General features: G+C 73.9%; 21 protein-coding genes. 14 read left to right on the top strand and 7 right to left on the bottom strand.

The window, feature by feature from the left end:
• The first annotated feature begins 146 nt into the window (after positions 1–146).
• From IF01_RS0122185 to IF01_RS0122205, 5 genes are read left to right on the top strand one after another with little or no spacing between them, the layout of a single operon-like run.
• The gene (locus tag IF01_RS0122185) at positions 147–1769 is read left to right on the top strand and encodes an amino acid permease (RefSeq protein WP_369826042.1); all 1623 of its coding nucleotides are present in this window, start codon (positions 147–149) and stop codon (positions 1767–1769) included.
• Complete coding sequence (locus IF01_RS0122190) at positions 1766–3124, top strand: glutamine synthetase family protein (protein ID WP_030395241.1); 1359 nt, start codon at positions 1766–1768, stop codon at positions 3122–3124. Before IF01_RS0122185 ends, IF01_RS0122190 begins: the two co-directional genes overlap by 4 nt.
• Positions 3121–3894, top strand: coding sequence for a gamma-glutamyl-gamma-aminobutyrate hydrolase family protein (locus IF01_RS0122195; RefSeq protein WP_233290012.1), 774 nt, complete (start codon positions 3121–3123; stop codon positions 3892–3894). Before IF01_RS0122190 ends, IF01_RS0122195 begins: the two co-directional genes overlap by 4 nt.
• On the top strand, positions 3891–5264 hold the full coding sequence (locus IF01_RS0122200) for an aldehyde dehydrogenase family protein (protein WP_030395243.1): 1374 nt from the start codon (positions 3891–3893) through the stop codon (positions 5262–5264). The genes IF01_RS0122195 and IF01_RS0122200 overlap by 4 nt, the downstream gene beginning before the upstream one ends.
• A 5-nt stretch (positions 5265–5269) precedes the next feature.
• The gene (locus IF01_RS0122205) at positions 5270–6037 is read left to right on the top strand and encodes a 3-oxoacyl-ACP reductase (RefSeq protein WP_030395244.1); all 768 of its coding nucleotides are present in this window, start codon (positions 5270–5272) and stop codon (positions 6035–6037) included.
• 171 nt (positions 6038–6208) lie between these two features.
• On the opposite strand, the gene IF01_RS0122210 is transcribed toward IF01_RS0122205, so the two are convergent.
• Positions 6209–6577, bottom strand: coding sequence for a gamma-glutamylcyclotransferase family protein (locus IF01_RS0122210; RefSeq protein WP_030395245.1), 369 nt, complete (start codon positions 6575–6577; stop codon positions 6209–6211).
• Positions 6578–6840: 263 nt separating this feature from the next.
• Here IF01_RS0122210 and IF01_RS0122215 point away from each other — a divergent pair, with 263 nt between their 5' ends.
• The 3 genes from IF01_RS0122215 (at position 6841) to IF01_RS0122225 (ending at position 9283) form a co-directional block, all read left to right on the top strand.
• The gene (locus tag IF01_RS0122215) at positions 6841–7617 is read left to right on the top strand and encodes a class I SAM-dependent methyltransferase (protein WP_030395246.1); all 777 of its coding nucleotides are present in this window, start codon (positions 6841–6843) and stop codon (positions 7615–7617) included.
• A 139-nt stretch (positions 7618–7756) separates the two neighbouring features.
• Positions 7757–8443: a M24 family metallopeptidase gene (locus IF01_RS0122220; protein WP_030395247.1), complete on the top strand. Its 687-nt coding sequence runs from the start codon at positions 7757–7759 to the stop codon at positions 8441–8443.
• 51 nt (positions 8444–8494) lie between these two features.
• Positions 8495–9283: an HAD hydrolase family protein gene (locus IF01_RS0122225; protein WP_037780648.1), complete on the top strand. Its 789-nt coding sequence runs from the start codon at positions 8495–8497 to the stop codon at positions 9281–9283.
• A gap of 28 nt (positions 9284–9311) precedes the next feature.
• Here IF01_RS0122225 and IF01_RS0122230 read toward each other — a convergent pair whose 3' ends face one another.
• The 3 genes from IF01_RS0122230 to IF01_RS0122240 form a co-directional block, all read right to left on the bottom strand.
• Positions 9312–9758, bottom strand: coding sequence for a hypothetical protein (locus IF01_RS0122230; RefSeq protein WP_030395249.1), 447 nt, complete (start codon positions 9756–9758; stop codon positions 9312–9314).
• A 370-nt stretch (positions 9759–10128) separates the two neighbouring features.
• On the bottom strand, positions 10129–11028 hold the full coding sequence (locus IF01_RS0122235) for a GNAT family N-acetyltransferase (protein ID WP_030395250.1): 900 nt from the start codon (positions 11026–11028) through the stop codon (positions 10129–10131).
• Between the two features lie 202 nt (positions 11029–11230).
• Positions 11231–11881: a nitroreductase family protein gene (locus IF01_RS0122240; RefSeq protein WP_030395251.1), complete on the bottom strand. Its 651-nt coding sequence runs from the start codon at positions 11879–11881 to the stop codon at positions 11231–11233.
• 106 nt (positions 11882–11987) lie between these two features.
• Here IF01_RS0122240 and IF01_RS0122245 point away from each other — a divergent pair, with 106 nt between their 5' ends.
• Together IF01_RS0122245 and IF01_RS0122250 are read left to right on the top strand one after the other, a co-directional pair.
• A complete protein-coding gene (locus tag IF01_RS0122245; protein ID WP_030395252.1) occupies positions 11988–12671 on the top strand; it encodes an IclR family transcriptional regulator in 684 nt (227 codons plus the stop codon).
• A 162-nt stretch (positions 12672–12833) separates the two neighbouring features.
• Positions 12834–13931, top strand: a complete 1098-nt coding sequence (locus IF01_RS0122250; RefSeq protein WP_030395253.1) for a baeRF3 domain-containing protein — start codon at positions 12834–12836, stop codon at positions 13929–13931.
• 95 nt (positions 13932–14026) lie between these two features.
• Here the strand turns inward: IF01_RS0122250 and IF01_RS0122255 are convergent, their stop codons facing one another.
• Positions 14027–15391, bottom strand: a complete 1365-nt coding sequence (locus IF01_RS0122255) for an MFS transporter (RefSeq protein ID WP_063764271.1) — start codon at positions 15389–15391, stop codon at positions 14027–14029.
• 26 nt (positions 15392–15417) lie between these two features.
• On the opposite strand from IF01_RS0122255, the gene IF01_RS0122260 reads away from it, so the two are divergent.
• Together IF01_RS0122260 and IF01_RS45755 are read left to right on the top strand one after the other, a co-directional pair.
• Positions 15418–15945 (top strand): CGNR zinc finger domain-containing protein, encoded by a 528-nt coding sequence (locus IF01_RS0122260; protein WP_030395255.1) that lies wholly within the window; start codon positions 15418–15420, stop codon positions 15943–15945.
• Between the two features lie 265 nt (positions 15946–16210).
• The gene (locus tag IF01_RS45755; protein ID WP_078880188.1) at positions 16211–17749 is read left to right on the top strand and encodes a dihydrofolate reductase family protein; all 1539 of its coding nucleotides are present in this window, start codon (positions 16211–16213) and stop codon (positions 17747–17749) included.
• A 48-nt stretch (positions 17750–17797) separates the two neighbouring features.
• On the opposite strand, the gene IF01_RS0122270 is transcribed toward IF01_RS45755, so the two are convergent.
• Positions 17798–20578: an ATP-binding protein gene (locus tag IF01_RS0122270; protein WP_208624342.1), complete on the bottom strand. Its 2781-nt coding sequence runs from the start codon at positions 20576–20578 to the stop codon at positions 17798–17800.
• Between the two features lie 250 nt (positions 20579–20828).
• Positions 20829–21188, bottom strand: a complete 360-nt coding sequence (locus IF01_RS0122275) for a cyclic-phosphate processing receiver domain-containing protein (protein ID WP_030395258.1) — start codon at positions 21186–21188, stop codon at positions 20829–20831.
• A gap of 72 nt (positions 21189–21260) precedes the next feature.
• Here IF01_RS0122275 and IF01_RS48405 point away from each other — a divergent pair, with 72 nt between their 5' ends.
• Entirely contained in the window at positions 21261–21413 is a 153-nt protein-coding gene (locus tag IF01_RS48405; protein WP_157855309.1) for a hypothetical protein, read from the top strand.
• Between the two features lie 87 nt (positions 21414–21500).
• Positions 21501–22505 carry an AraC-like ligand-binding domain-containing protein gene (locus IF01_RS0122285; RefSeq protein ID WP_030395259.1) on the top strand — a complete coding sequence of 335 codons (1005 nt, stop codon included), beginning with the start codon at positions 21501–21503 and terminating at the stop codon, positions 22503–22505.
• The last annotated feature ends 91 nt before the right edge of the window (positions 22506–22596 follow it).

Consider the following 22596-nt stretch of genomic DNA (forward strand, 5'->3'; position numbering starts at 1 on the left):
TGAGCCGGAACGATGCTGCTCACCCACCCAATGGTCTGGTTCCAGACCATTGAAGAGCCGTCCGACCGTCGAACCCGCCCGGCCGAGCGCGCCACGCCGTCGTGGCCCTGCCCGTCCCGGCACACCCTCAACCCCCTGGGGTGCCCATGACCGACGCACGCTCACCCGAAACCCGCGCAGACGACCCGCGCGCGGGCGCCCAGCCTTCCCCCACCGTGTTTCCGGAAAGCACCACCGCCGTTTCCGACGACGAACAACGCCTCCGCGAGCTGGGCTACACCCAGGAACTGGCCCGCTCGATGTCAGGCTTCTCCAACTTCGCCGTCTCCTTCTCCATCGTCTCGATCCTCTCCGGCTGCCTGACCCTCTACGGCACGGGCATGAAGACCGGAGGCCCGGCCCTGATCGTCTGGGGCTGGCCGGTGGTCGGCCTGTTCACCCTCTGCGTCGGGCTGGCCATGGCCGAGATCTGCTCCAGCTACCCGACGGCCGGCGGGCTCTACTACTGGGCCGCCAAGCTCAGCCGCAGCCGGGGCGCCGCGTGGAGCTGGTTCACCGGCTGGTTCAACTTCCTCGGCCAGGTCGCGGTCACCGCCGGCGTCGACTTCGGCGCCGCGTTCTTCACCAACGCCTTCCTCACCCTGCGCTTCGGTTTCGAGGCCAGCCCCGTGCACACCATCGAGATCTTCGCCGTCATCCTGCTGCTGCACGGCCTGCTCAACACCCGCGGCGTGCGCCTCGTCGCCCTCCTCAACAGCGTGTCCGTGTGGTGGCACCTGGTGGGCGTCGCGGTCATCGTCGGCGCGCTCGCCGTGCTCCCGGACCAGCACGCCCCGGCCTCCTTCGTCCTCACCGAGTTCGTCAACGGGACCGGCTTCCGGAACCAGTTCTACGTCGCGATGATCGGCCTGCTGATGGCCCAGTACACCCTCACCGGGTACGACGCCTCCGCACACATGACCGAGGAGACCCGCGACGCCGCCCGCTCCGGCCCCCGCGGCATCGTCAACGCCATCACCGTCTCCCTGGTCGCGGGCTGGGTCCTGCTGCTCGGCATCACCTTCGCGATCCGCGACTACGACGGCGCGCTCAACAGCGACACCGGAGTCCCGCCCGCCCAGATCTTCATCGACGCGATCGGCTCCGGCGGCGCCCAGTTCCTGCTGCTGGTCGTGATCGGCGCCCAGTTCTTCTGCGGAATGGCCTCCGTCACCGCCAACTCCCGCATGATCTACGCGTTCTCCCGGGACGGCGCCCTGCCCGGCTCCCGGCTGTGGCACCGCATCGACCCGCGCACCCAGACCCCCACCAACGCGGTCTGGCTGGCGACCGGCGGCGCGCTGCTGCTCGGCCTGCCCGCGCTCTGGAACTCCACCGCCTACACCGCCGTGACCTCCATCTCCGTCATCGGCCTGTACATCTCCTACGTCATTCCGGTGTACCTGAGGCTGCGCCAGGGCGAGGACTTCGCCCCCGGCCCCTGGAACCTGGGACGGTGGAGCCGGCCGATCGGCATCCTCGCGGTCGGCTGGACAGCGGTGATCACCGTGCTGTTCATGCTCCCCACCGCCTCCCCGATCACCGCCGAGAGCTTCAACTACACCCCCGTCGCCGTGGCCGTCGTGGTCGGCTTCGCCGGAGTGTGGTGGCTGGTCTCGGCCCGGCACTGGTTCACCGGACCCCAGGTCCACCCCCTGCCGGCCGGAACCGACGCCGGGGACACGCCGCCCGGACCCGACGCACACGACACCGAACTGGAGGTCCGATGACCAGCCCCCGGCTCACCCTCGACGAACTGCGCGCCCGCGTCGCCGACGGGTCCGTCGACACCGTCGTGCTCGCCATGACCGACATGCAGGGCCGCCTCCAGGGCAAGCGCCTGGCCGCCGAGCACTTCCTCGCCGACGTGGTGCCCGGCGCCGCTGAGGGCTGCGGCTACCTGCTCGCCGTCGACATCGACATGAACACCGTCGACGGCTACGAGATCTCCTCCTGGGAGAACGGCTACGGCGACCTGACGCTGCGCCCCGACCTCGCCACCCTGCGGACCGTGCCCTGGCACCCCGCCACCGCCATGGTCCAGTGCGACGTCCTCCACCACGACGGCACCCCGGTCGCCGTCTCCCCGCGCCAGATCCTGCAACGCCAGCTGGATCGCCTGGCCGGCCACGGCTGGCACGCGCAGGCCGCCACCGAACTGGAGTTCATCGTCTTCCGGGACAGCTACGAACAGGCCTGGGACAAGGACTACGCCAGGCTCACCCCGGCCAACCAGTACAACGTGGACTACTCCGTGCTCGGCACCGGCCGGATCGAACCCCTGCTGCGCCGGATCCGCAATGGGATGGCCGGCGCGGGCCTGTCCGTCGAGTCCGCCAAGGGCGAGTGCAACCTCGGCCAGCACGAGATCGCCTTCAAGTACGCCGACGCCCTCACCACCTGCGACAACCACGTCGTCTACAAGACCGGCGCCAAGGAGATCGCCGCCCAGGAGGGCTGCAGCCTGACCTTCATGGCGAAGTACGACGAACGCGAGGGCAACTCCTGCCACATCCACCTCAGCCTGCGCGACGAGCAGGGCGCACCCGTGTTCGCCGGTGACCGGCCGCACGGCTTCTCCCGCACCATGGAGCACTTCCTCGCCGGACAGCTCGCCTGCCTCGCCGACTTCGCCCTGCTGCTCGCCCCCACCGTCAACTCCTACAAGCGCTACGTGCCCGGCAGCTTCGCGCCCACCGCCGTCGCCTGGGGCCGCGACAACCGCACCTGCGCCCTGCGGGTGGTCGGCCACGGCCCGTCGCTGCGGTTCGAGAACCGCGTCCCCGGCGGCGACGTCAACCCCTACCTCGCGGTCGCCGCGCTGATCGCGGCCGGACTGCACGGCATCGACCAACAGCTCGAACTCGAACCGGAGTTCACCGGCAACGCCTACGCCTCCGACGCTCCCAGGGTGCCCGCCAACCTGCGCGACGCGGTCGACGCCTTCGAGCGCAGCGCCGTCGCCACCGAGGCCTTCGGCAAGGACGTCGTCCGGCACTACACCCACGCCGGACGCACCGAACTCGCGGCCTACGAGCGGGCGGTGACCGACTGGGAGCGGCGCCGCGGATTCGAGCGGCTGTGACCGGCACGGCTGTGACCCCGGCGGACCCGCGCCGACCGCTGATCGGCATCACCACCTACCAGGACGACGCGGCCTGGTCCGTCTGGCACCAGCGCGCCTCCCTGGTGCCCCAGACCTATGTGGACGCCGTCGTCCGCGCGGGCGGCACCCCGGTCCTGCTGCCCCCGCAACCCGGCGGGGCCGAACACCTCCTCCACGCGCTCGACGGCCTCGTCCTCGCCGGCGGACCGGACCTCGACCCGGCCAGGTACGCGGCGGCCGCCGACCCGCGCACCGGCCCGCCCCACCACGCCCGGGACGAGTGGGAGAGCACCCTGCTGCGCTCCGCCCTGGCCCGGGACCTCCCGCTGCTCGGCGTCTGCCGCGGCATGCAGCTGCTCAACGTCGAACTCGGCGGCACCCTCCTGCAGCACCTGCCCGACGGGAGCCACCAGAGGGTCCCCGCGCAGTTCGTCCGGCACCGGGTCGAGGTGGCCGAAGGCAGCCGGCTCGCCGGTGTCCTGGGGCCGGACGCCGAGGTCTCCTGCTACCACCACCAGGCCGTCGACCGCCTCGGCCGCGGGCTGCGGCCCACCGCCCGCGGCGCCGACGGCACCGTCGAGGCACTCGAACTCGACGGCCACCGCTTCGCCCTCGGCGTCCAGTGGCACCCCGAGACCGACCCCGACGACCTGCGACTGTTCCGAGCCCTGATCGCCGGAGCCGTGACCGCCGGAGCGCTGACCGCCAGAGCCCTCACCACCGCCAGCCACCGGGAGACGAGCCCATGACCGAACCGGACCTCTTCGAGGTCGTCAACCCCGCCACCGAGGAGGTGATCACCACCGTCGAACTCGCCGGCCTCGCCGAGACCGACGCCGCCGTCGCCCGCGCCCGCGCCGCCTTCGACACCTGGCGCCGGGTGGCCCCCGCCGACCGGGCCCGGCTGCTGCGCGCCTTCGCCGCCGCCGTCGACGCCGACCGCGAGCACCTCGCCGCCCTGGAGGTCGCCAACGCCGGCCACACCATCGGCAACGCGCGCTGGGAGGCCGGCAACGCCCGCGACGTCATCGACTACTACGCCGCCGCCCCGGAACGGCTGTTCGGCCGGCAGATCCCCGTCGCCGGCGGCGTCGACATCACCTTCCAGGAACCGATCGGCGTGGTCGGCGTCATCGTGCCGTGGAACTTCCCGATGCCGATCGCCGCCTGGGCCCTGGCCCCGGCCCTCGCCGCCGGCAACACCGTGATCGTCAAACCGGCCGAGCTCACCCCGCTCACCGCCCTGCGCCTCGGCGAACTCGCTCTGAGCGCCGGGATCCCGGAGGGCGTGCTGCAGATCCTGCCCGGCCGGGGCCCGGTGGTCGGACAGAGCTTCGTCACCCACCCGGACGTGCGCAAGGTCGTCTTCACCGGCTCGACCCGGGTCGGCAAGGAGATCATGGCGGGCTGCGCCGCCCAGGTGAAGCCCGTCACCCTCGAACTCGGCGGCAAGAGCGCCAACATCGTCTTCGCCGACGCCGACCTCGCCAAGGCCGCCGCGACCGCCCCCTACGCCGTGTTCGACAACGCCGGCCAGGACTGCTGCGCCCGGTCCCGGATCCTGGTCGAGGCCTCGGTGTTCGAGGACTTCCTGGCGCTGCTGGAGCCGGCCGTCCGCGGAGTGCGGGTCGGCGACCCGGCCGACGAGAAGACCGAGATGGGTCCGCTGATCTCGGCCGCCCACCGGGCCCGGGTCGCCTCCTACGTGCCGGACGGGGCGGCGGTGGCCTTCCGCGGCGCCGCCCCCGAGGGGCCCGGTTTCTGGTACCCGCCGACCGTGCTCGCCCCCGTCCGGCACGACGACCGCGCCTTCACCGAGGAGATCTTCGGCCCGGTGGTCGCGGTGGTGCCGTTCCGCGACGAACAGGACGCCCTGCGGATCGCCAACGCCACCGAGTACGGGCTGTCCGGCTCCGTCTGGACCAGGGACGTCGGACGCGCCCTGCGGGTCGCGCGCGGCGTCGAGGCCGGCAACCTCTCCGTCAACTCGCACTCCTCGGTGCGCTACACCACGCCGTTCGGCGGCTTCAAGCAGTCCGGGCTGGGCCGCGAACTCGGCCCGGACGCCCTCGACGCCTTCACCCAGACCAAGAACGTCTTCATCTCCACGGAGGAGTGATCAGCATGACCCAGCGACTCGACGGCCGGGTGGCCGTCATCACCGGCGCCGGCAGCGGCATCGGCCTCGCGACCGCCCGCCGCTTCGCCGCCGAGGGGGCCAAGGTGGTCTGCGTCGACCTCGACGCGGAGACCGGCGCCAAGGCGGCCAACGAGGTCGGCGGACTGTTCGTCCAGGCGGACGTGACGGACGAGGCCGCGGTCCGCGACCTCTTCCAGCGGGCCGTCGACGAGTACGGCCGGCTCGACATCGCCTTCAACAACGCGGGCATCTCGCCGCCGGACGACGACTCCATCCTCACCACCGGTCTGGACGCCTGGAAGCGCGTCCAGGAGGTCAACCTCACCAGCGTCTACCTGTGCTGCAAGTACGCGATCCCGCACATGCAGCGCCAGGGCAAGGGCTCGATCATCAACACCGCCTCCTTCGTCGCGGTGATGGGCGCGGCCACCTCGCAAATCTCCTACAGCGCCTCCAAGGGCGGGGTGCTGGCGATGTCCCGCGAGCTGGGCGTGCAGTTCGCCCGCGAGGGGATCCGGGTCAACGCGCTGTGCCCCGGCCCGGTGAACACCCCGCTGCTGCAGGAGCTCTTCGCCAAGGACCCGGAGCGCGCCGCCCGCCGTCTGGTGCACATTCCGCTCGGGCGCTTCGCCGAGCCCGAGGAGATCGCCGCCGCGGTGGCCTTCCTGGCCTCCGACGACTCCTCCTTCATGACCGCCAACACCTTCCTGGTGGACGGTGGCATCTCCGGCGCCTACGTCACCCCGCAGTAGCACCGGAAATCCGACGGCCCGGCCGCCCCGCACCGGGGGCGGCCGGGCCGTCGCCGGTTACGTGGCCGGGCTGGTCCGCTCCGGCTCCGGCTCCGCAGGTGCCGGTGAAGGTGTCCGCGGTGGCGGTGGCGGTGGCGGTGGCGGGGCGGGGTCGCCGGGGTCCGCCTGGGGTCAGCCTCCGGCGGGGCTGTACGCGGCGGAGAGGTACACCCACGCCCTGGTACCGGAGGCGAGCACCACCTCGTGGCGGGCGTAGTCGTCGACCTCGTACTCGTCCGCGGCGGCGAGCTCCTCGTCCGTGATCGCGAAGACCGTGCCCTCGACGGCGTCCCCCGCCTCGGCCGACGGCAGTACCAGGGGGTGCCGGTCGGTGCCGCTGGCGGCGATCACCTCGGGGTCGGTGATCTCGATCATGGTCAGCCGGAAACCGGGCAGGGCGTCGGCCCGCCCGTCCAGCGGCCGGCCGAAGTTGCTGAGCTGAACCTGCTCCAACTGCAGCGTGCCGTAGGAGAAGAGACGCTGGGTTGCCGTTCCGGCCATGGGTGCGCGACCTCCGGTTGTGCGGGCGGGCCTCGATCCTGGCCACGCCCGTCGGAGCCGGTCCGCCCCGGGGGGTTCGGAGGGCCGCACGATTCAAGCCAGTCGTATCTGCCAGTCATTTGGTCGAAATGACAAGCATCTGCCAGGTGTTTTACTTATCGACCCTGGCGGATGCAAAATCCTCCCACGGGGTCGGTGAAGCCGGGGGAGAATTGCCCCGGGCCGACGCGGCACCCGGTCACGACCCAAGGAGGGCTGGACCCATGAACGCACGCACCCGGGACGGCAGCGCCGGAGACGTCGACTACGGCGCCATCGGCTCCGGCTACTCCTCCTTCCGCCGGCCCGACAGCCGGGTGGCGCAGGTCATCGCCGAGGCCCTCGGCGGCGCGCTGACCGTGCTCAACGTCGGCGCCGGTACCGGTTCCTACGAGAGTGCCGCCCGGGTCGTGACGCCGGTCGAGCCGTCGGCGTCCATGCGGGCCGGCCGCCCGGCCCACCTCGCCCCGGCCGTCGACGCCGTCGCCGGGGACCTGCCGTTCGGGGACGCGGCGTTCGACGCCGCCATGACGCTGTTCAGCGTGCACCAGTGGGAGGACGTCGGGGCGGGCCTGCGCGAGATGCGGCGCGTCACCCGCGGCCCGGTCGTCGTGCTGACCTGCGACCCGCGGCTGGTGCGCGACTTCTGGCTGTACGAGTACGCGCCCGAGGTGCTGGACACCGAGGCCCGCCGCTACCCCCCGATCGACGAACTGGCCGCCGCCCTGGGCGGCGACGTCACCGTCCGGCCGGTCCCGATCCCGCTCGACTGCACCGACGGCTTCAACGAGGCGTACTACGGCCGCCCCGAGATGCTGCTCGACCCCGCCGCCCGGCAGGCCTGTTCGGCCTGGAGCTTCGTCGACGACGGCGCGCGCGAACGCTTCGACCGCGGGCTCCGCCGGGACCTGGAGTCCGGCGAGTGGGAGCGCCGCTACGGCCACCTGCGCACGCGGGCCGCCTACGAAGGGTCGCTCGTCCTCGTGCGCGCGACTCCGTGAGCCCGTGACCCGTGAGCCCGTGACCCGTGACCCCGAGAGCCCGTGACTCCGTGAGCCCGTGACTTCGTGGGCCTTTGGGCCCGACCCCGTGACACCCGGCCCCAGCAACAGGAGCGGCACCGTGGGAGAACCCGACCGGATGGACGAGCAACTGCGCGCCCTGGGGCTCGTCCAGGCCCAGGCCAAGGCCGAACGCCTCTTCGCCGAGGTCGAGGCGCGCGGCCTGGTGGCACCCGGTCGCGGCGAACGCGAGGTCAGCGACCTGGTCCGGGACCTCGCGAACGAGATGTTCGGCACCACCAAGCACTGGCACAAGCGCATCGTCCGCTCCGGCCCGCACACACTGTTCCCCTACCAGGAGAACCCGCCGGACCGGCTCATCGGCGAGGACGACATCGCCTTCGCCGACTTCGGCCCGATCTTCGAGGAGTACGAGGCGGACTTCGGCCGCACCTTCGTCCTCGGCGAGGACCCGCACAAGCACCGCCTGCGCGACGACCTGGCCGCGGTCTTCGACGGCGGCCGCGCGGCCTTCCACGCGGACCCGCAGATGACGGGCCGTCAACTGCACGCCCACGTCGAGCGGCTCGCCGCCGAACGGGGCTGGGTCCTGGGCGGCTGGCACGCGGGCCACCTGGTGGGGGAGTTCCCGCACGAGAGCGTCGACGGGGCCAAGGCCGAGTCCTACATCACCCCGGACAACGAGCACCCGCTGCGCCGCACCGACCGGGCCGGTTGGCGCTGCCACTGGATCCTGGAGGTCCACCTCGTCGACGAGCGGCGCGGCTTCGGCGGCTTCTACGAGCAACTCCTCGACCTCGCCTGACCTCCGACGGCGCGGCACTGGCCGCCCGGTTCGTCCGGATATGATCCGATCATGATCAATCTTCACGCCCGTACGGTGGTCTTCGACATCGACGGCACGCTCTGCTTCGACGGCCGGACGATCGACCGGCGGATCCTCGCGGCGATCGACGCCTGCGAACGCGCCGGCCACCGGCTGGTGTTCGCGTCCGCGCGGCCCGTCCGGGACGTGCTGCCCGTCCTCGACGGAGCCTTCCCGGCCGCAACCCTGATCGGCGGGAACGGCAGCCTGGTCTCGGTCGGCGGCCAGGTCCGGGCCCGGGCCGCCTTCGACGCCGCCGGGTTCGGCGCGCTGATGGACGCGGTCGCGCGCTACGGGGCGAGTTACCTCGCGGACGGCCCCTGGGACTACGCCTACACCGGGCCCGAGGACCACCCGATCCGCGGCCGGGTCGACCAGGGCCGGCTCGCCCGGCGGGTCGGCCTCGCCGAACTCCCGGAGGTGGTGAAGTTCCTCGTCGTCGGCGCCTCCGACCCGGCGGCGCTCGCCGAGGCCGGTCGAGGGCTGGGACTGACCGTCAACCACCACCTCGACGAGGCGATCGTCGACTTCGCGCCGGGCTCGACCACGAAGTGGGAGGCCCTGACGTCGATGGGGATCACCGAGTACGTCGCCTTCGGCAACGACATCAACGACTTCGACCTGCTGCGGAACGCCGAGCGGGCCGTCCGCGTCGGCTCCCACCCGGGCCTGGACACCGTCGCCCGGATCACCGTCCCCGCCGACCCGGAGGCCGTCGCGGCCGAGATCTCCCTGCTGGCCGAGGCCGCCCGGCCCACCGCCGGCCCGACCGGCCACTGACCGCCTGGCCTCTGCCCCGCCCTGGCCTCTATGCGACGCGGGGCGCCTTCCGGCGGCCGAGCAGCCAGCCGACCAGCGCGAGGATCCCGGCGAGCGGGCCCAGGAACGGGGCGGGCGTGGTGCGGAAGACGGTACTGCCGAGCACACCTGCCAGCTGCCAGCCGCAGGTGAGCACGGCCGCCAGCGACAGCCAGTGCCACCGGTCGTGCCGCGCCACCGTGAACGGCAGGACGAGCACGGCCACGGTCTGCACCAGGTACCCGTACTGGAACCAGCTGAAGTAGACGGAGTCCCACCAGGTCACGGGCGGGGGCCCGTCCGTGAACTCCCGGCGGAACTCCAGAAAGGTCGGGTCCGAGAAGCCGGAGGGCCACCACGGCCACAGGTAGAGGCCGATCAGCGTGAGCACCAAAGCGCCCACCGCGAGCCCGACGGGGGCTCCCTTGCCGGGAGGAGCGGGGTCGATCAGCGGCATCGTGGTCCTGTTCCGTAGGGCCGGAGTACTGTCGGTGGCCGGGCCGACGAGGCGCGCCCGGATTTCGCTGGTGGACGCCGCCGAGGTACCGGATCGTGTGGTCCGGATGCAGGAGGAGGTCGACCAGCACGGCGGCGGGCAGGACGAGATGGCTGTAGAGGCTCCCGGTCAATGCACCTCGCAGCAGGCGAATCCTGCGCCACCCACCCGGACCCCCGCACACACCCCAGCATGCCGTCCCGCCCGAAGCCCCGGAACACAACTGACGGGTAGTCATCGAACCGTGACCGCACCCACGGAGCGACCCATCCCGGCGTGCGGTCCGGGCGCGGGAGTCGGGCCCGGACCGCACGCCCTCTACTACTCCTCGTCAGGCCGTTCGGTCCGCCGGGTGGAAGTTGATGCGTTCGCGGACGACGGGGAAGCCGGCCTTGGTGAAGTTCGCGGCCATGGGATGGTTGGTGCGGTCGGTGGCTCCGGTGATGGATTCGGCGCCGTGGTCGACCAGGGTGTGGGTGCACTCGGCGAGGAGGTCGTAGGCGTAGCCGTGGCCGCGGTGCTGGGGGAGGACGCCGATGAAGCCGATGGTCGGGCCGGAGGGGTTGTGGGCGGGGATGTGGATGCCGGCGAGGTCGCCGTCGGGGGTGCGGGCGGTCTGCCACCACTCCCGCGGGGACGGGCACCAGTGGAAGAAGTCGAGCTCCTCCTGGGCGGCCTGGTCGACGCCGCCCTCCGCGACGGCGCGGAGGGCGTGGGCGTCCAGGGTGGCGGAGTGGATGCGGCGCAGGGCGTCGAGGAAGACGGCGTCGTCGGGTTCGGCCTCGAAGCGCAGGCGTCCGGGACGCTCGGGCAGGCCGCGCTCCGAGGTCCAGCGGTACAGGAAGCGCTCCACCAGGAGTTCGTACCCGGCGGCCCGGGCGGCGGTGAAGCGCGCCTCGGCGGCGGCGCGCAGCTCGGGCCGGTCCCGCCAGTCGCCGGGCAGGTTGATCTCGAGTTCGACCTGCCAGGGGGCGGAGCGCAGGAGTTCGGCCCCGGCCTCCTCCTCGCCCTCGGCCACGTCGAACCAGTTGATGTTGACGGGCTCCGCGTCCTCGGGGCCGCCCCACCAGGCGCCGCGCGCGACGACCTCGCCGTCGCGCAGGGCGACGCGCTGCCAGTCGGGGCGGAACGCGGTGCGCCGGTGGCCCTCGCGGGCGCCCAGGGGGTCGGGGTGTGCGTCGAACAGGTGGGCGTCGCTCGCGGAAAGCGTGCGGATGACCGTGTCGGTCATGGATTCCTCCGGGATACAGGCTGCTTGGAGCGCTCCCGGTCAGGACTGGTGAAGCACGCCGGGACAGCGGAAGAGGGAGCGCTGGAAAGGTATGGACTGCACGGCACTCGCCTCCTTCCGTTCGTCTCAAGGCGTGGCGCCACCGTACGCGGTCCTCCGGCGATCCGTCCACGGATTTTCGCGCCCCGGTGGCGCGGCCCCGTCACCAGCCGTCCCAGTGCAGCACCTGCTCGCGCGGGATCCGGCGGGCGGGGCGGAAGTCGGTGCCGAGGGTGTACGCGACCGGGATGAACGCGGCCTGCATGACGTCGGGGTAGGGGATGCCGAGGGCTTGCGCGAACTCCCGTTCCAGGGGCAGGTTCCCGGTCGTCCACACGGTGCCGAGGCCGCGTTCGCGGGCGGCCAGCATGAAGCTCCACGCGGCGGGCAGGATCGATCCCCAGGTGCCGGCCTGGTGGGTGACGGAGAGGCCCTCGGTGCGTCCCTCGACACAGGGGATGACGTAGGCGGGCACCTCGTGCAGGTGCCGGTACAGGTGGTCGACGCCCGTGTACACCCGCTCCATCACGCCCGGCGCGACCTCGGCCCGGCGCACGTCCCGGTCGGGCAGCGGCTGGTGGGCCTCCGGGACGGCCAGGCCCGCCCGCCACAGGTCCGCGAGCAGGGCCCGGCGGGCCGGGTCGGTGACGACGACGAAGTGCCAGCGCTGCCGGTTGCGTCCGGTCGGCGCCTGTACGGCGAGGTCGACGCACTCCTCCAGGAGCGCGCGCGGCACCGGCCGGGTCAGGTCGAGCCGGTGGCGCACGGCCCGGGTGGTGGAGAGCAGGGTGTCGGAAGCGAGACCGAGGTTCATGCGTTGAGCCTCGTACGACCCGGACTGCCGGGGGAAGGCCGGACTTCCACTGAGTGGAACGAGTGGAATCCGACGAGGGGACAGGGGGCGGGAGTTGGGCGGGAGCGTGGCGGGTCGGCTCTTCTCGGTACTGGACGCGTTCGAGGGCGGAGGCGGGGGCGAGGGTCCGCCGGTGCTGCGGCTCACCGACATCGCGGCGCGCACCGGGCTCCCGGCGCCGACGGCCCTGCGCCTGGTGCGGGAGCTGGTGGCGTGGGGCGGTCTGGAGCGGGGCGCGGACGGCGGGTACCGGCTCGGGCTCCGGCTGCGGGTGCTGGGCGCGGCGGCGCCCTGCCCGCGCGGGCTGCTCGACGCGGCGCTCCCGGCCCTGCGGGCGCTGGGCGCCAGGACCGGTGGGCACGCCGACCTGGCGGTGCTCGCCGGGCCCTCGGCGGACGGGGTGCTGTGCCTGGTGAGCGGGGACCGGCCGCCGCCGCACGCGACGGCGTACGGGAAGGTGCTGCTCACCGCGCCGCCGGCCGAGCTGCCCCGGCACACCCGGCACACGGTGGTGTCCCCGGGTGTGCTCGCCGGACAGCTGGCCCGGGTCCGGGCGGCGGGCCTCGCGGTCTGCGCGGAGGAGTTCCGACTGGGCGAGGTGACGGTGGCCGCGCCGGTGCGGGCCGGGGGCGGCGGCGCCACGGTCGGCGCGCTGGGCGTCACCGTCTCCACGGTGGTGCCGCTGGACCGGGTGGTGGCGGCGGTCCGGGCGGCTGCCGCGCAGGTCCGGCCCCCTGAGCCGGCCCCTTAGCCGCCGCCCTGACCCGGCGGGCGGCGGAGGTCCTGCGGCGGCACGGGCGCGCGAGGTCCCACAACCCGGTCCACCAATGGGTAAATTGGTGACGATTGGGACAAAATCCATGATGTGTGCGTCCACCCGCAGAAGGCCGAACCACCTTCGGAAAGGGCCCCCATGTACCCCGCTCTCACCCCCGACGTCCTCACCGAGCTGCGCCGCCCTAGGCCGTATCCGGCCGTGTCGATCCTGATGCCCACGCACCGCCGGGAGCCCGACAACGCGCAGGACCCGGTCCGGCTGCGCACCCTCGCGGCCGCGGCGAGGAAGCGGATCGAGGAGGATCCCGAGGTCTCCCGCGCCGTCCGGATCGATGTGCTGGAGCAGCTCGACCGGGCGCTCGCCGAGGTCGACCTGGTGCACGCCGAGGACGGCCTGGCGCTCCTGGTAGCGCCGGGTGAGCACCACGTCTGGTCGCTGGGCCGTACCGCGCCCGCCCGGGTGGTGCTGTCCGACACCTTCCTGACCCGCAACCTGGTCGCCGCCCAGGCGGCCGAGCGGCCGCACTGGGTGCTCGCGCTCGCCGCCGACCGGGTGCTGCTGTGGGGCGGCAACAGCGAGCGGGTCGCGGAGGACACCCGGCACGGCTTCCCGCTGGTGCGTCAGTACGAGAACCCCGACCCGGAGCGGCAGGAGCGGATCGGAGACAAGCCCAGCACCTTCCAGGACGAGGAGACCAAGATCTTCCTGCGGCAGGCGGAGAACGAGCTCGGCAAGGTGCTGGCGGCCGACCCGCGCCCGCTGTACGTGGTCGGCGAGGCGGCGGCCCTCGCCCTGCTGGACGGCGCCGGCCCGATCGTCCGCGGCGCCACCGCGCAGATCCCGCACGGCGGCCTCGCCCAGGCGGACGCCGAGACGGTCCGCAAGGTGGTCGAGCCCGCCGTCCGCGCGCATGCGGACGCCGGGATCTCCGACGCCCTCGCCCGGCTGGACAAGGCCCGGGGCCGCCAGGCGTTCGCGGCCGGACTGGACGAGGTCTGGCAGACCGCCGCCGAGGGGCGGATCGCCCAGCTGGTGGTGGAGGAGAACTTCCGGGTCACCGTCCGCGACGAGGGCGACCACCTGGTGCCCGCCGAGGCCGAGCAGTCGGGCGCGCGCGAGGACATCGTCGACGAGGTGATCGAGCGCGCCCTCGACACCGGCGCCCAGGTCTCCTTCGTGCCCGACGGCACCCTCTCGGACGCCGGCCGGATCGCCGCCGACCTGCGGTACTGACCCGGCCCCGGTGCCCCGGCCTCTCCTCGGTTCGTTCGCCGCAGCTCCGAGGGGAGGCCCGGAGCCGGGCGGGTCGGCCCGTGCGGTTCGGGGCCTCAGGCCGCCGAGGGCGCCGATGCCGTCGCACCGACGAGGCTCGCATCGGCGCCGGCGCCGGCGGCGGCGTCGGCGTCGTCGGCGCCCGCTCCGCGCCGCTTCCCCCCTCGGGCCGTGACCGCCACCGTCCCGGCCGTCGCCACGGCAAGGGCGCTCCAGGCGGCGGTGTAGCCGCCGGTGGTGTCCCGCAGCAGGCCGAGCGCGGGCGGGGCGAGGATCACGGCCACCTGGTTGACGGCCATCACGAGCCCGAGCGCGAAGCCGGTCCGGCCGGGCGGGGCGGCCTCGGCCAGGTGCGCGACCCAGGGTCCGTACCAGCCGATCCCGAAGAAGCCGAGCCAGGCGAAGAGCACGGCGGCCGCGAGCGGATGCCCGCCCAGCGGGGTCGCCAGTGCCACCAGCGCGGCCGCCGCCGCGACCATGCTCGCCAGGACCGGCCGGTAGCGGCCCGCGCGGCTGCGGTCGCTCCACGCCGCGAGGCCGATCCGCCCGAGCATGCCCGCCAGCTGGGCCGCGACCAGGACGGTACCTGCCGCACCGGCACCGAGACCGGTCACGTCGTGCAGGTACAGCGCGCCGAGGACGCCGATGCCGCTGTGCACCGAGACCATGGCCGTGCCCGACAGCAGCGCCTTCGCCATCGCGGGCTCGCGCAACAGCCGGAGCCGGTCCATCAACGGTGCTGACCTCGGTGCCGACCTAGGTACCGGCACGGGGGCCGCTGCGGCCGGGGCCGCCGACCGCTTCGCCACCGTCCCGGGCGGGCGACGGTAGAGCACCGTGAAGGCGACCGCCCCCGCCAGCGCGACCAGCCCGCCCACCAGTACGGCGACCCGCCACCCCGACGCGGCGGCTACCAGCGGCAGCACGGCCACCGCGACCGCCCCGCCCAGCGGCAGTCCGGCCTGCCGCACGCCCATCGCGAACCCGAGCCGGGAGGGCTCGAACCAGGCCGCCATCGACTTGCTGCCGCCGGGCTGGATCGCGCTGTACCCCGCCCCGACGACCAGCAGCACCACGAGCAGCGACGCGTACCCCTGGGCCAGGCTCCCCGCCAGCAGGCCCGCGGCGACCACCCCGGCCCCGATGCCGACGACCCACCGTTCGCCGTACCGGTCCAGCAGCTCACCGGCCACCAGCAGGCCGACCAGTGGCACCAGTTGGGAGGCCGAGAGCAGTAACCCCAGCTGCGCCGTGCTGAGGTCGAGCGCGTTCTGCAGGGGCACCGCCATCGCCCCGATGCCCTGGACGAAGAAGCAGGCGGCGGCCTGGGTGAAGGTGGCGACCCCGAGGATCGTCCAGCGGTACGGCAGCGGGGACGGCCAGCCCGGGACGTCGGTCGGGACGTCGGTGTGATGACTCATGCCGATCAGACTGCTGTAATGGTCTTATGCACCTCAACCCTTACGGCGAGGACGCCGTCAACCTGGCCGCCGAGTTGGCGAACGAGCGGCCGAGGAGCGTCGACGAACTCGTGGACCGCTGCCGCGCGGCCGGGCTGGTGGTCGAGGGACCGTTCGCGGCCGACGACCTGCCGCACGTCCACGCGGTGCTGGACGCCTGGGAGGCCGTCGTCGACGCCGCCGACGAGCGCGAGCGGGCCGCCAGGCTGAACCTGATGCTCGCCGCCGGCACGGCCCACCCCCGGCTCACCGACCACACCGGCGACGGCTGGCACCTGCACTACCGCGACGACGGCCTGCCGCTCGGCGCCCTGCTGTTCTCGCTGATCGGCGTCGGCACCGCGCTGCACCTGGTGGGACGCGGCATGCACCGCCTCGGCCGGTGCGCCGTCGCGGAGTGCGACACGATCTTCGCCGACACCACCCGGACCGGCCGCCGCCGCTACTGCTCCCAGCGCTGCGCCAACCGCGACGCCGTCCGCCGCCACCGCGCGAACCACCCGTCCGCCGCCTGAGCGCACCAGCCGCCCGGGGTGCTGAACAGCGCCCCATCCGTCAGGTCGTCGCACCCGTCCGGTGCGCGGGCGGGCTCGGCACCGGCTCACGCTCCGACAGCCGAAGGCGCAGCCGTCCCGCGCGGGCGTCGCGTGCGGGGCCCGCGACCGTGGTCGGCCCGGTCGGCGACCGGTCACATTACGTCGGCATGACTGAAGCCGGTCGTCCGGCGGCCGACCTAGTGTCAGTGACGTCACCCCAGCACCGAGAACGAAAGCAGGCCGCGTGCGCCAGCTCACCTACTACGTCGGTACCACCCTCGACGGCTTCGTCGCGGGGCCCGACGGCAAGTCCGACTTCCTCCCCTTCGAGGGCGACCTCGCCGCCGCACGGCTGGCCGAGTACCCCGAGACCGTCCCGGTCCACGGCAGTGGGGCTCCGAACCCCACCGCCGGCCGGCGCTTCGACACCGTCCTGATGGACCGCGCCGGCTACGAGTCCGGCCGCGCCGCCGAGGGCACCAGCCCCTACCCGCACCTCACCCAGTACCTCTTCTCCGACACCCTGGACTTCTCCGGCACCCTCGACGGCGTCGACCCCGCCGTGGAGCTCGTCCCGGGAGATCCGGTGGCCTTCGTCCGCGCGCTCAAGGCCCGCGACGGCGCCGGCATCTGGCTGCGCGGCGGCGCGGACCTCGCCGGACAGCTGATCGAGGAGATCGACGAACTGGTCGTCGAGCGCCACCCGGTGGCCACCGGCTCCGGCATCCCGCTGTTCCGCGCCCCGTTCCGGCCCACCGCCTTCACCCTCACCGACTCCCGGGTCTTCAGCTCCGGCGTCACCCTCACCACCTACACCAAGGAGAACCGTATGCAGCTGCGCCCCACCACCGAGGCCGACCTCGAGCTGGTCACCGCCGTCACGGTGGACGAGCCGGTCGGCTGGATCGAGGCCGACCGCTACCTGGAGGAACTGAAGGAGGGCATGTACCGGCCGGAGTGGACCTGGATCGCCGAACAGGACGGCCGGGTCCTGGCCCGCGCCCTGTGGTGGGGCCACGCCACCGGCGAACACCCGCTCGCCCTGGACTGCCTGTACGTCGACCCCTCGGTGGAGGACCGCGCCGCGCTCGGCGCCGAACTGGTCCGGGCCGGCCTGCGGGCCTTCGCCGAGCAGGGCGCGGCCAAGCTCCCGCTCTACAACCTGACGCTCCCGCAGGGCTGGCGCGAGGACCCCGCCGCCGTCGCGGCCACCGACTGGCGGCGCGACGCCGCGCTGGCCGCCGGGCTCACCGACGTGGTGGAACGGCTGCGCCTGGAGTGGACGCCCGACGCCGGACTGCCCGCCTCCAGCGGGCGGCTGACCTTCACCGAGGGCACGGACGAGGAGTTCCTCGACGTCTTCCGGCGGATCGCGGAGGGCAGCCTGGACGGCGAGACCCGCCGCAATGTCGCCCTGATGGGGGTCGAGGCCGCCGCCCAGGAGGAGGTGGACTTCTACCTCGGCTGCCCGGGGGAGCGCTCCTGGTGGCGGATCGCCCGCACCCCCGACGGCGAGGTGGCGGGTCTGGCCCTGCCGTCGGCGACCCCGTACAACCGCAACGTCGGCTACCTCGGCGTGGTCCCCGAACTGCGCGGCCGGGGGTACGTCGACGACGTGCTGGCCGAGATCACCCGGGTCCAGGTGGAGGCGGGGGCCGAGCTGATCACGGCCACCACGGACACCGACAACGCCCCGATGGCCGCCGCCTTCGCCCGGGCCGGCTACCGGGTCGCCCAGACCCGCCTGGTCTGGTCGGCCCCGGAAGCGGCCCCGGCCTCCTGAGCGGCCCGGTCGTTCTCCGGGGGCGCCAGCCCCTGGGGCCGTTCGGCCTCAGGCGGCCAGCAGGGCCGCGAGTTCGGTCCGGGAGCCGACACCCAGCTTGGGGAAGGCCCGGTACAGATGGTGCCCGACCGTCCTCGGGCTGAGGAACAGCTGCGCCGCGATCTCCCGGTTGCTCGCCCCGGTGGCGGCCAGCCGGACCACCTCCCGCTCCTGCGGGCTGAGCAGGCTGATCGGCCCGTCCTGCCGGGTGGTCAGCACGGTCTCCCCGCCGGCCGCGCCCAGTTCCGACCTGGCCCGCTCGGCCCAGGGCCGCGCGCCGAGCGCCTCGAAGCCGTCCAGCGCGGCGCGCAGCTGCTCCCGGGCGTCGAGCTGCCGACGCAGACGGCGCAGCCACTCCCCGTACAGCAACGCGGTGCGGGCCCGGTCGAACGCGTTCCCGTCCCCGTCTCCGTCCCCGTCCGTATTCCCGTTCCCGTCGCCGCCGTCGCCGCCGTCGCCGCCGTCGCCGTGCAGTGCGAGCGCGGTGGTGAAGTGCTCCTCGGCCGAACCGTCGGGGCCGGTCAGCGCCCGGCACCGGGCGGCCAGCGCGCCGAGCGCGGGCCGGTCCAGCGCGCCGGCCCATTCGTCGAGCACACCCGCCGCCTGCGCCGCCCGCTCCGGGCGGCCCGCCCGGACCGCAGCCTCCACCAGGTCCGGCAGCAGGGGCAGGCAGAGCAGCGGATGACCGATCTCCTGCCGGGCCGCCGTCAGTTCGTCCAGGGCCGCCTGCGCCCGGCCCAGGCCCAGTTCGAGCAGACCCCTGGCCCACAGCGCGTCCGCCGCGGCCCGGCCCACGCCGCGCGGCCGCGCGTACCCGAGGGCCTCCTCGGTCAGGGCCCGGACCTGCTCCTCCTCGCCCCGGACGGCGGCCGCCAGCGCCAGGGCGGCGCGCAGGTGGGAGGCCCGATGGGCGAGGTCGTAGTACTCGGCCAGCCGGAGCGCCTCGGTGGCCCGGGCCGTCGCCTCCTCGTGCCGGCCCAGTGCCAGCTCCGTGCGGACCAGCAGATCGAGCGTGGTGGGCAGCCAGCCGCTGATGCCCTGGTCCCGGCAGTGGGCGACGGCACCGAGGGCCACCCGGCGGGCGGTCGGGTGATCGCCCGCCAGCAGGCAGTGGATGCCGGTCATCAGCCGCTCCATCACCCCCGGGGCGTCCGTGCCCGCTTCCCCGGTACCCGCCGCGTCCGTGCCCGCCACCAGCGGGCGCAGCGCGGCGAGCGCGCCGGGCACGTCGGGCGCGTCCCCGCCGAACAGCAGGGCGGGCACGGCGAGCACGGGCAGCCCGGGGGCGCGGGCGGCGACCTCCGCCATCAGCGCCGCGTCCCCGCCCGAGTAGGCCGCGTGGACGGCGTCGACGAGCAGCGAGGCCGTCGCCCCCGGGTGTCCGGCACCGGTCGTGTCCGCGCTGTCGAGCAGGATCCGGGCGGCCGCCGCCGGGCTGCGGTAGCCGAGCTCGACCACTGCCCTGGCCCGGGCGAAGTCCGCCGCCACCTCCTGGTCCGCCAGCGGCAGCGGCACCTGGTCGGCGAGGGCGCCGCAGCGCTCGTCCTGGCCGGCGTCGGCGGCCTTCCGGGCGGCCTGGACCAGGCGGCGGGCCCGCAGGTCCCGGTCCGCGGTCAGCTGGGCGGCGCGCTCGTACGCGGCGGAGGCGGAGGCCATCGCCTGCCGGTTCCCGGCCCACTCGGCGACCCGCTCCAGTTCCTCGGCGACCCCCTCGTCCGGGCCGGTCGCCGCGGCGGCCAGGTGCCAGGCCCGCCGGTGCGGCTGGCCGGCCTCGTCCAGTGCCCCGGCGAGCGCCCGGTGGGCGGCGATCCGGCGGGCGAGCGGGGCACTCCGGTACGCGGCGTAGCGCACCAGCGGGTGCCGGAAGCGCACCAGTTCGCCGGAGAGGACCACCAGTCCGGCCCGCTCGGCGGGTTCGAGGTCCTCGACGCCCGCACCGAGCTCCCGGGCGGCCTCCAGCACCGTGCCGAGGCTCCCGGTGTCGTCGGCGGCCGCCACCAGCAGCACCAGCCGTGCGGCCTCGGGCAGCCGTCCGACCTGCTCCAGGAAGCCGTCCTGGATCCGGCCGCGCAGTGCGGCGGCTGTCTCGGGCAGCGCCAGCGGGCCAAGCCGGCCGGCGCGCTGGGCGGGCGTCAGGGCGGCGGACAGCTCGATCAGCGCCAGCGGGTTGCCCCCGGCCTCCTCCAGCACGCGATCGGCGGCGTACGGGGGCAGCCCGGTGAGCAGTTCGGCGGCGGCGGTCCGGTCCAGACCCTCGACGAGCAGCCCCGGCAGGCCCTTCACGGTGGCGCCCGGGGCCCCGTCGCGGACGGCGAAGAGCATCACGACGCCCTCCGCGCGCAGGCGGCGCGCGGCGAAGGTCAGCATGTCCACCGACGGCTGGTCGACCCACTGCGCGTCGTCGACCAGGCAGAGCAGCGGCCCGTCGGCGGCGGCCTCCGACAGCATGGTGAGGACCGCGAGGCCGACGGTGAAGCCGTCCCGCACCTCGTCGGCGGTGAGCCCGAACACCGCCCTCAGGGCGGCGGCCTGCGCCGGCGGCAGGCCGTCGACGAGGTCCAGCACGGGCAGGAAAAGCTGGTGGAGGCCGCCGTAGGCGAGCTCCATCTCCGACTCGATGCCCTCCACCCGGAGCACCCGGGCACCCCCGGCCTGCCCGGCGGCCCAGTCGAGCAGGGCGCTCTTGCCGATCCCCGCCTCACCGTGCAGCAGCAGCGCGCCGCTGTTCCCCCGGCGGCCGTCCGCCAGCAGCCCGCCGATCCGCTCCCGCTCCGTACTGCGCCCCCGCACGATGTGTCCCTGCTCCGTGTGTCCCGATCGCCCGTCCGGTCCCCGCGGGGCCGGACGGCGGCGACCGGTGGTCGCCCCCGCGATCCTCTCATCAGCGGGTTTGCCCGATCGAGGCCGCCCGCCCCCGGGCCCGGACAGCAGGAGTCCCCGCCGGGTCCGGGGTCCCGTCCGTGGTCGGCGAAGGGCGCCGGCCCGCCGCGAGGCCCTGATGTCGTTGGCGGTCGGCATCGGGGCCGGGCCGCACGGTCGGTCAGGAGCCGGCGGACCGGCCCTCGGCCGACGCCCGCCGGACGCGGTAGCCCCAGCGCGCGAGCGACCGGACCACGGTCGCGGCGCCGACGGGGTTGGCGCTGTGGACGAGCACCTCACCGATCCGGAACGGCCGCCCGTCGAAGGCGGCCTGCTCCAGCAGGGTCACCACCGGCATCACGGTGTCGTCGCCGCCGAGATCGTGGTCGAGCCACAGCTCGTCCACATAGCGGTCCCGGTGCTCCTCCAGCAGCCGGACACCCTCCCGACTGGTCCGGGCGATCCGCGTCGCCTGCGGGAGCGGCCGCAGGTCGTCCACACCGAGGACGACGGGCCCGGGTGAGGAAAAAATGCCTTTCATCGGACCATTATGCGACAGGTAGCGTGAGAACCGTTCGTCTATTTGTTCGTCAGTTCGACACGGGAGAGGGTCGTGAACGTCGCAGAACCCGTCCGACCGGCCCCCCGTTACGGCGGTGAGGTGGACGAGCTCCGGCTCTTCCACCTCACCCATCCGCTCCTCCGGGCCGCCGAGATCCTCACCGCGCCCTCCGCCCCGGCGGTTGTCGCGAGCCGGATTCCGTAGCGGCGCGAGCGGACGACGGGTCAGGGGCAGGCCGGTGACGTGCGGAAACTACACTGGACGAGGGTTCGGCCGCCGTGCGTGGTCGGGATGACGGGGGGTCAGTACGTGTGGTCGACGATGTCCAATGCCGGGGTGCCGGCGGCGGACCGGTTCGAGTGGTTCACCGACATGGTCGCCCGTGACGTGGTCCCGGTGGCGGTCAGCAGTCCGCAGGCCGCCGACTTCAAGGCGGAGGCGGCCTTCCTGAGTCTCGGTCCGGTCGAGGTGTCGGTCCACACCCACCCGGCGTTGCACTCGCGCCGGCCGGCGGCGCTGACCCGGCGCAGCGATCCCGAGCAGTACCAGCTGGCCCTGGTCGACGGGGAGAACCCGATGTGGATCTCCCAGCGCGGTAGCGAATCCGGTCCGGTGGGCGGCGAGCTGGTGCTCTGGGACACCTCGCGGCCGTTCGAGGCCGGGACGCGGGACGAGCAGGGGACCAGCCGCTGCCTCGTCCTGCACATCCCCCGGAAGGAGCTCCTGATCAACCCCGACAAGGCCGACCGACTGCTCGCCCGGCGGATCCCCGCCCAGCGCGGGACGGGGGCGATCCTGGTCCGCTTCCTCACCTCCCTGGGCGAGCACGCCGCCGAGTGCGGGCCGGAGGAGCTGGGGCGGCTGGGCGCGATCGCCCGGGACCTCGCCGCCGTCTGCCTGGCCGAGCACGCCGACGCCGGCCACGAGGTCGACGCCGGGGCGCAGGCGCGGGCTCTGCTGGAGAGGGTGAAGGTGTTCATCGAGCACAACCTCGACGACCCCGACCTCGCGCCCGGCACGATCGCCGAGCGCCACCACATCTCCGTGCGCTCGCTGCACCTGCTGTTCCAGCACGAGGAGGAGAGCGTCAGCAGGCTGATCCGCCGTCGCCGCCTCGAACGCTGCCGTGCCGACCTCGCCCGGCCGGAGCTGGCCCACCATTCGGTGCGGGACCTCGCCGCCCGCTGGGGTTTCGCGAACCCGTCCGCGTTCGGCCGGGCCTTCCGCGAGGCGTACGGGCTGACACCGCGCGAGCACCGCCGGCAGAGCGTGCCGGGCGCGCTCGCGGAGCACTGACAGTGATGATGTACGTGGTGACGCTGCTGGCGGGTCTGACCCGAGCACTGACTGACGTTTCGACTGTCCTGTTTGGGATTTGTCGGCCCGT

The organism is Kitasatospora purpeofusca (assembly GCF_000718025.1).
GTDB lineage: Bacteria > Actinomycetota > Actinomycetes > Streptomycetales > Streptomycetaceae > Kitasatospora > Kitasatospora purpeofusca.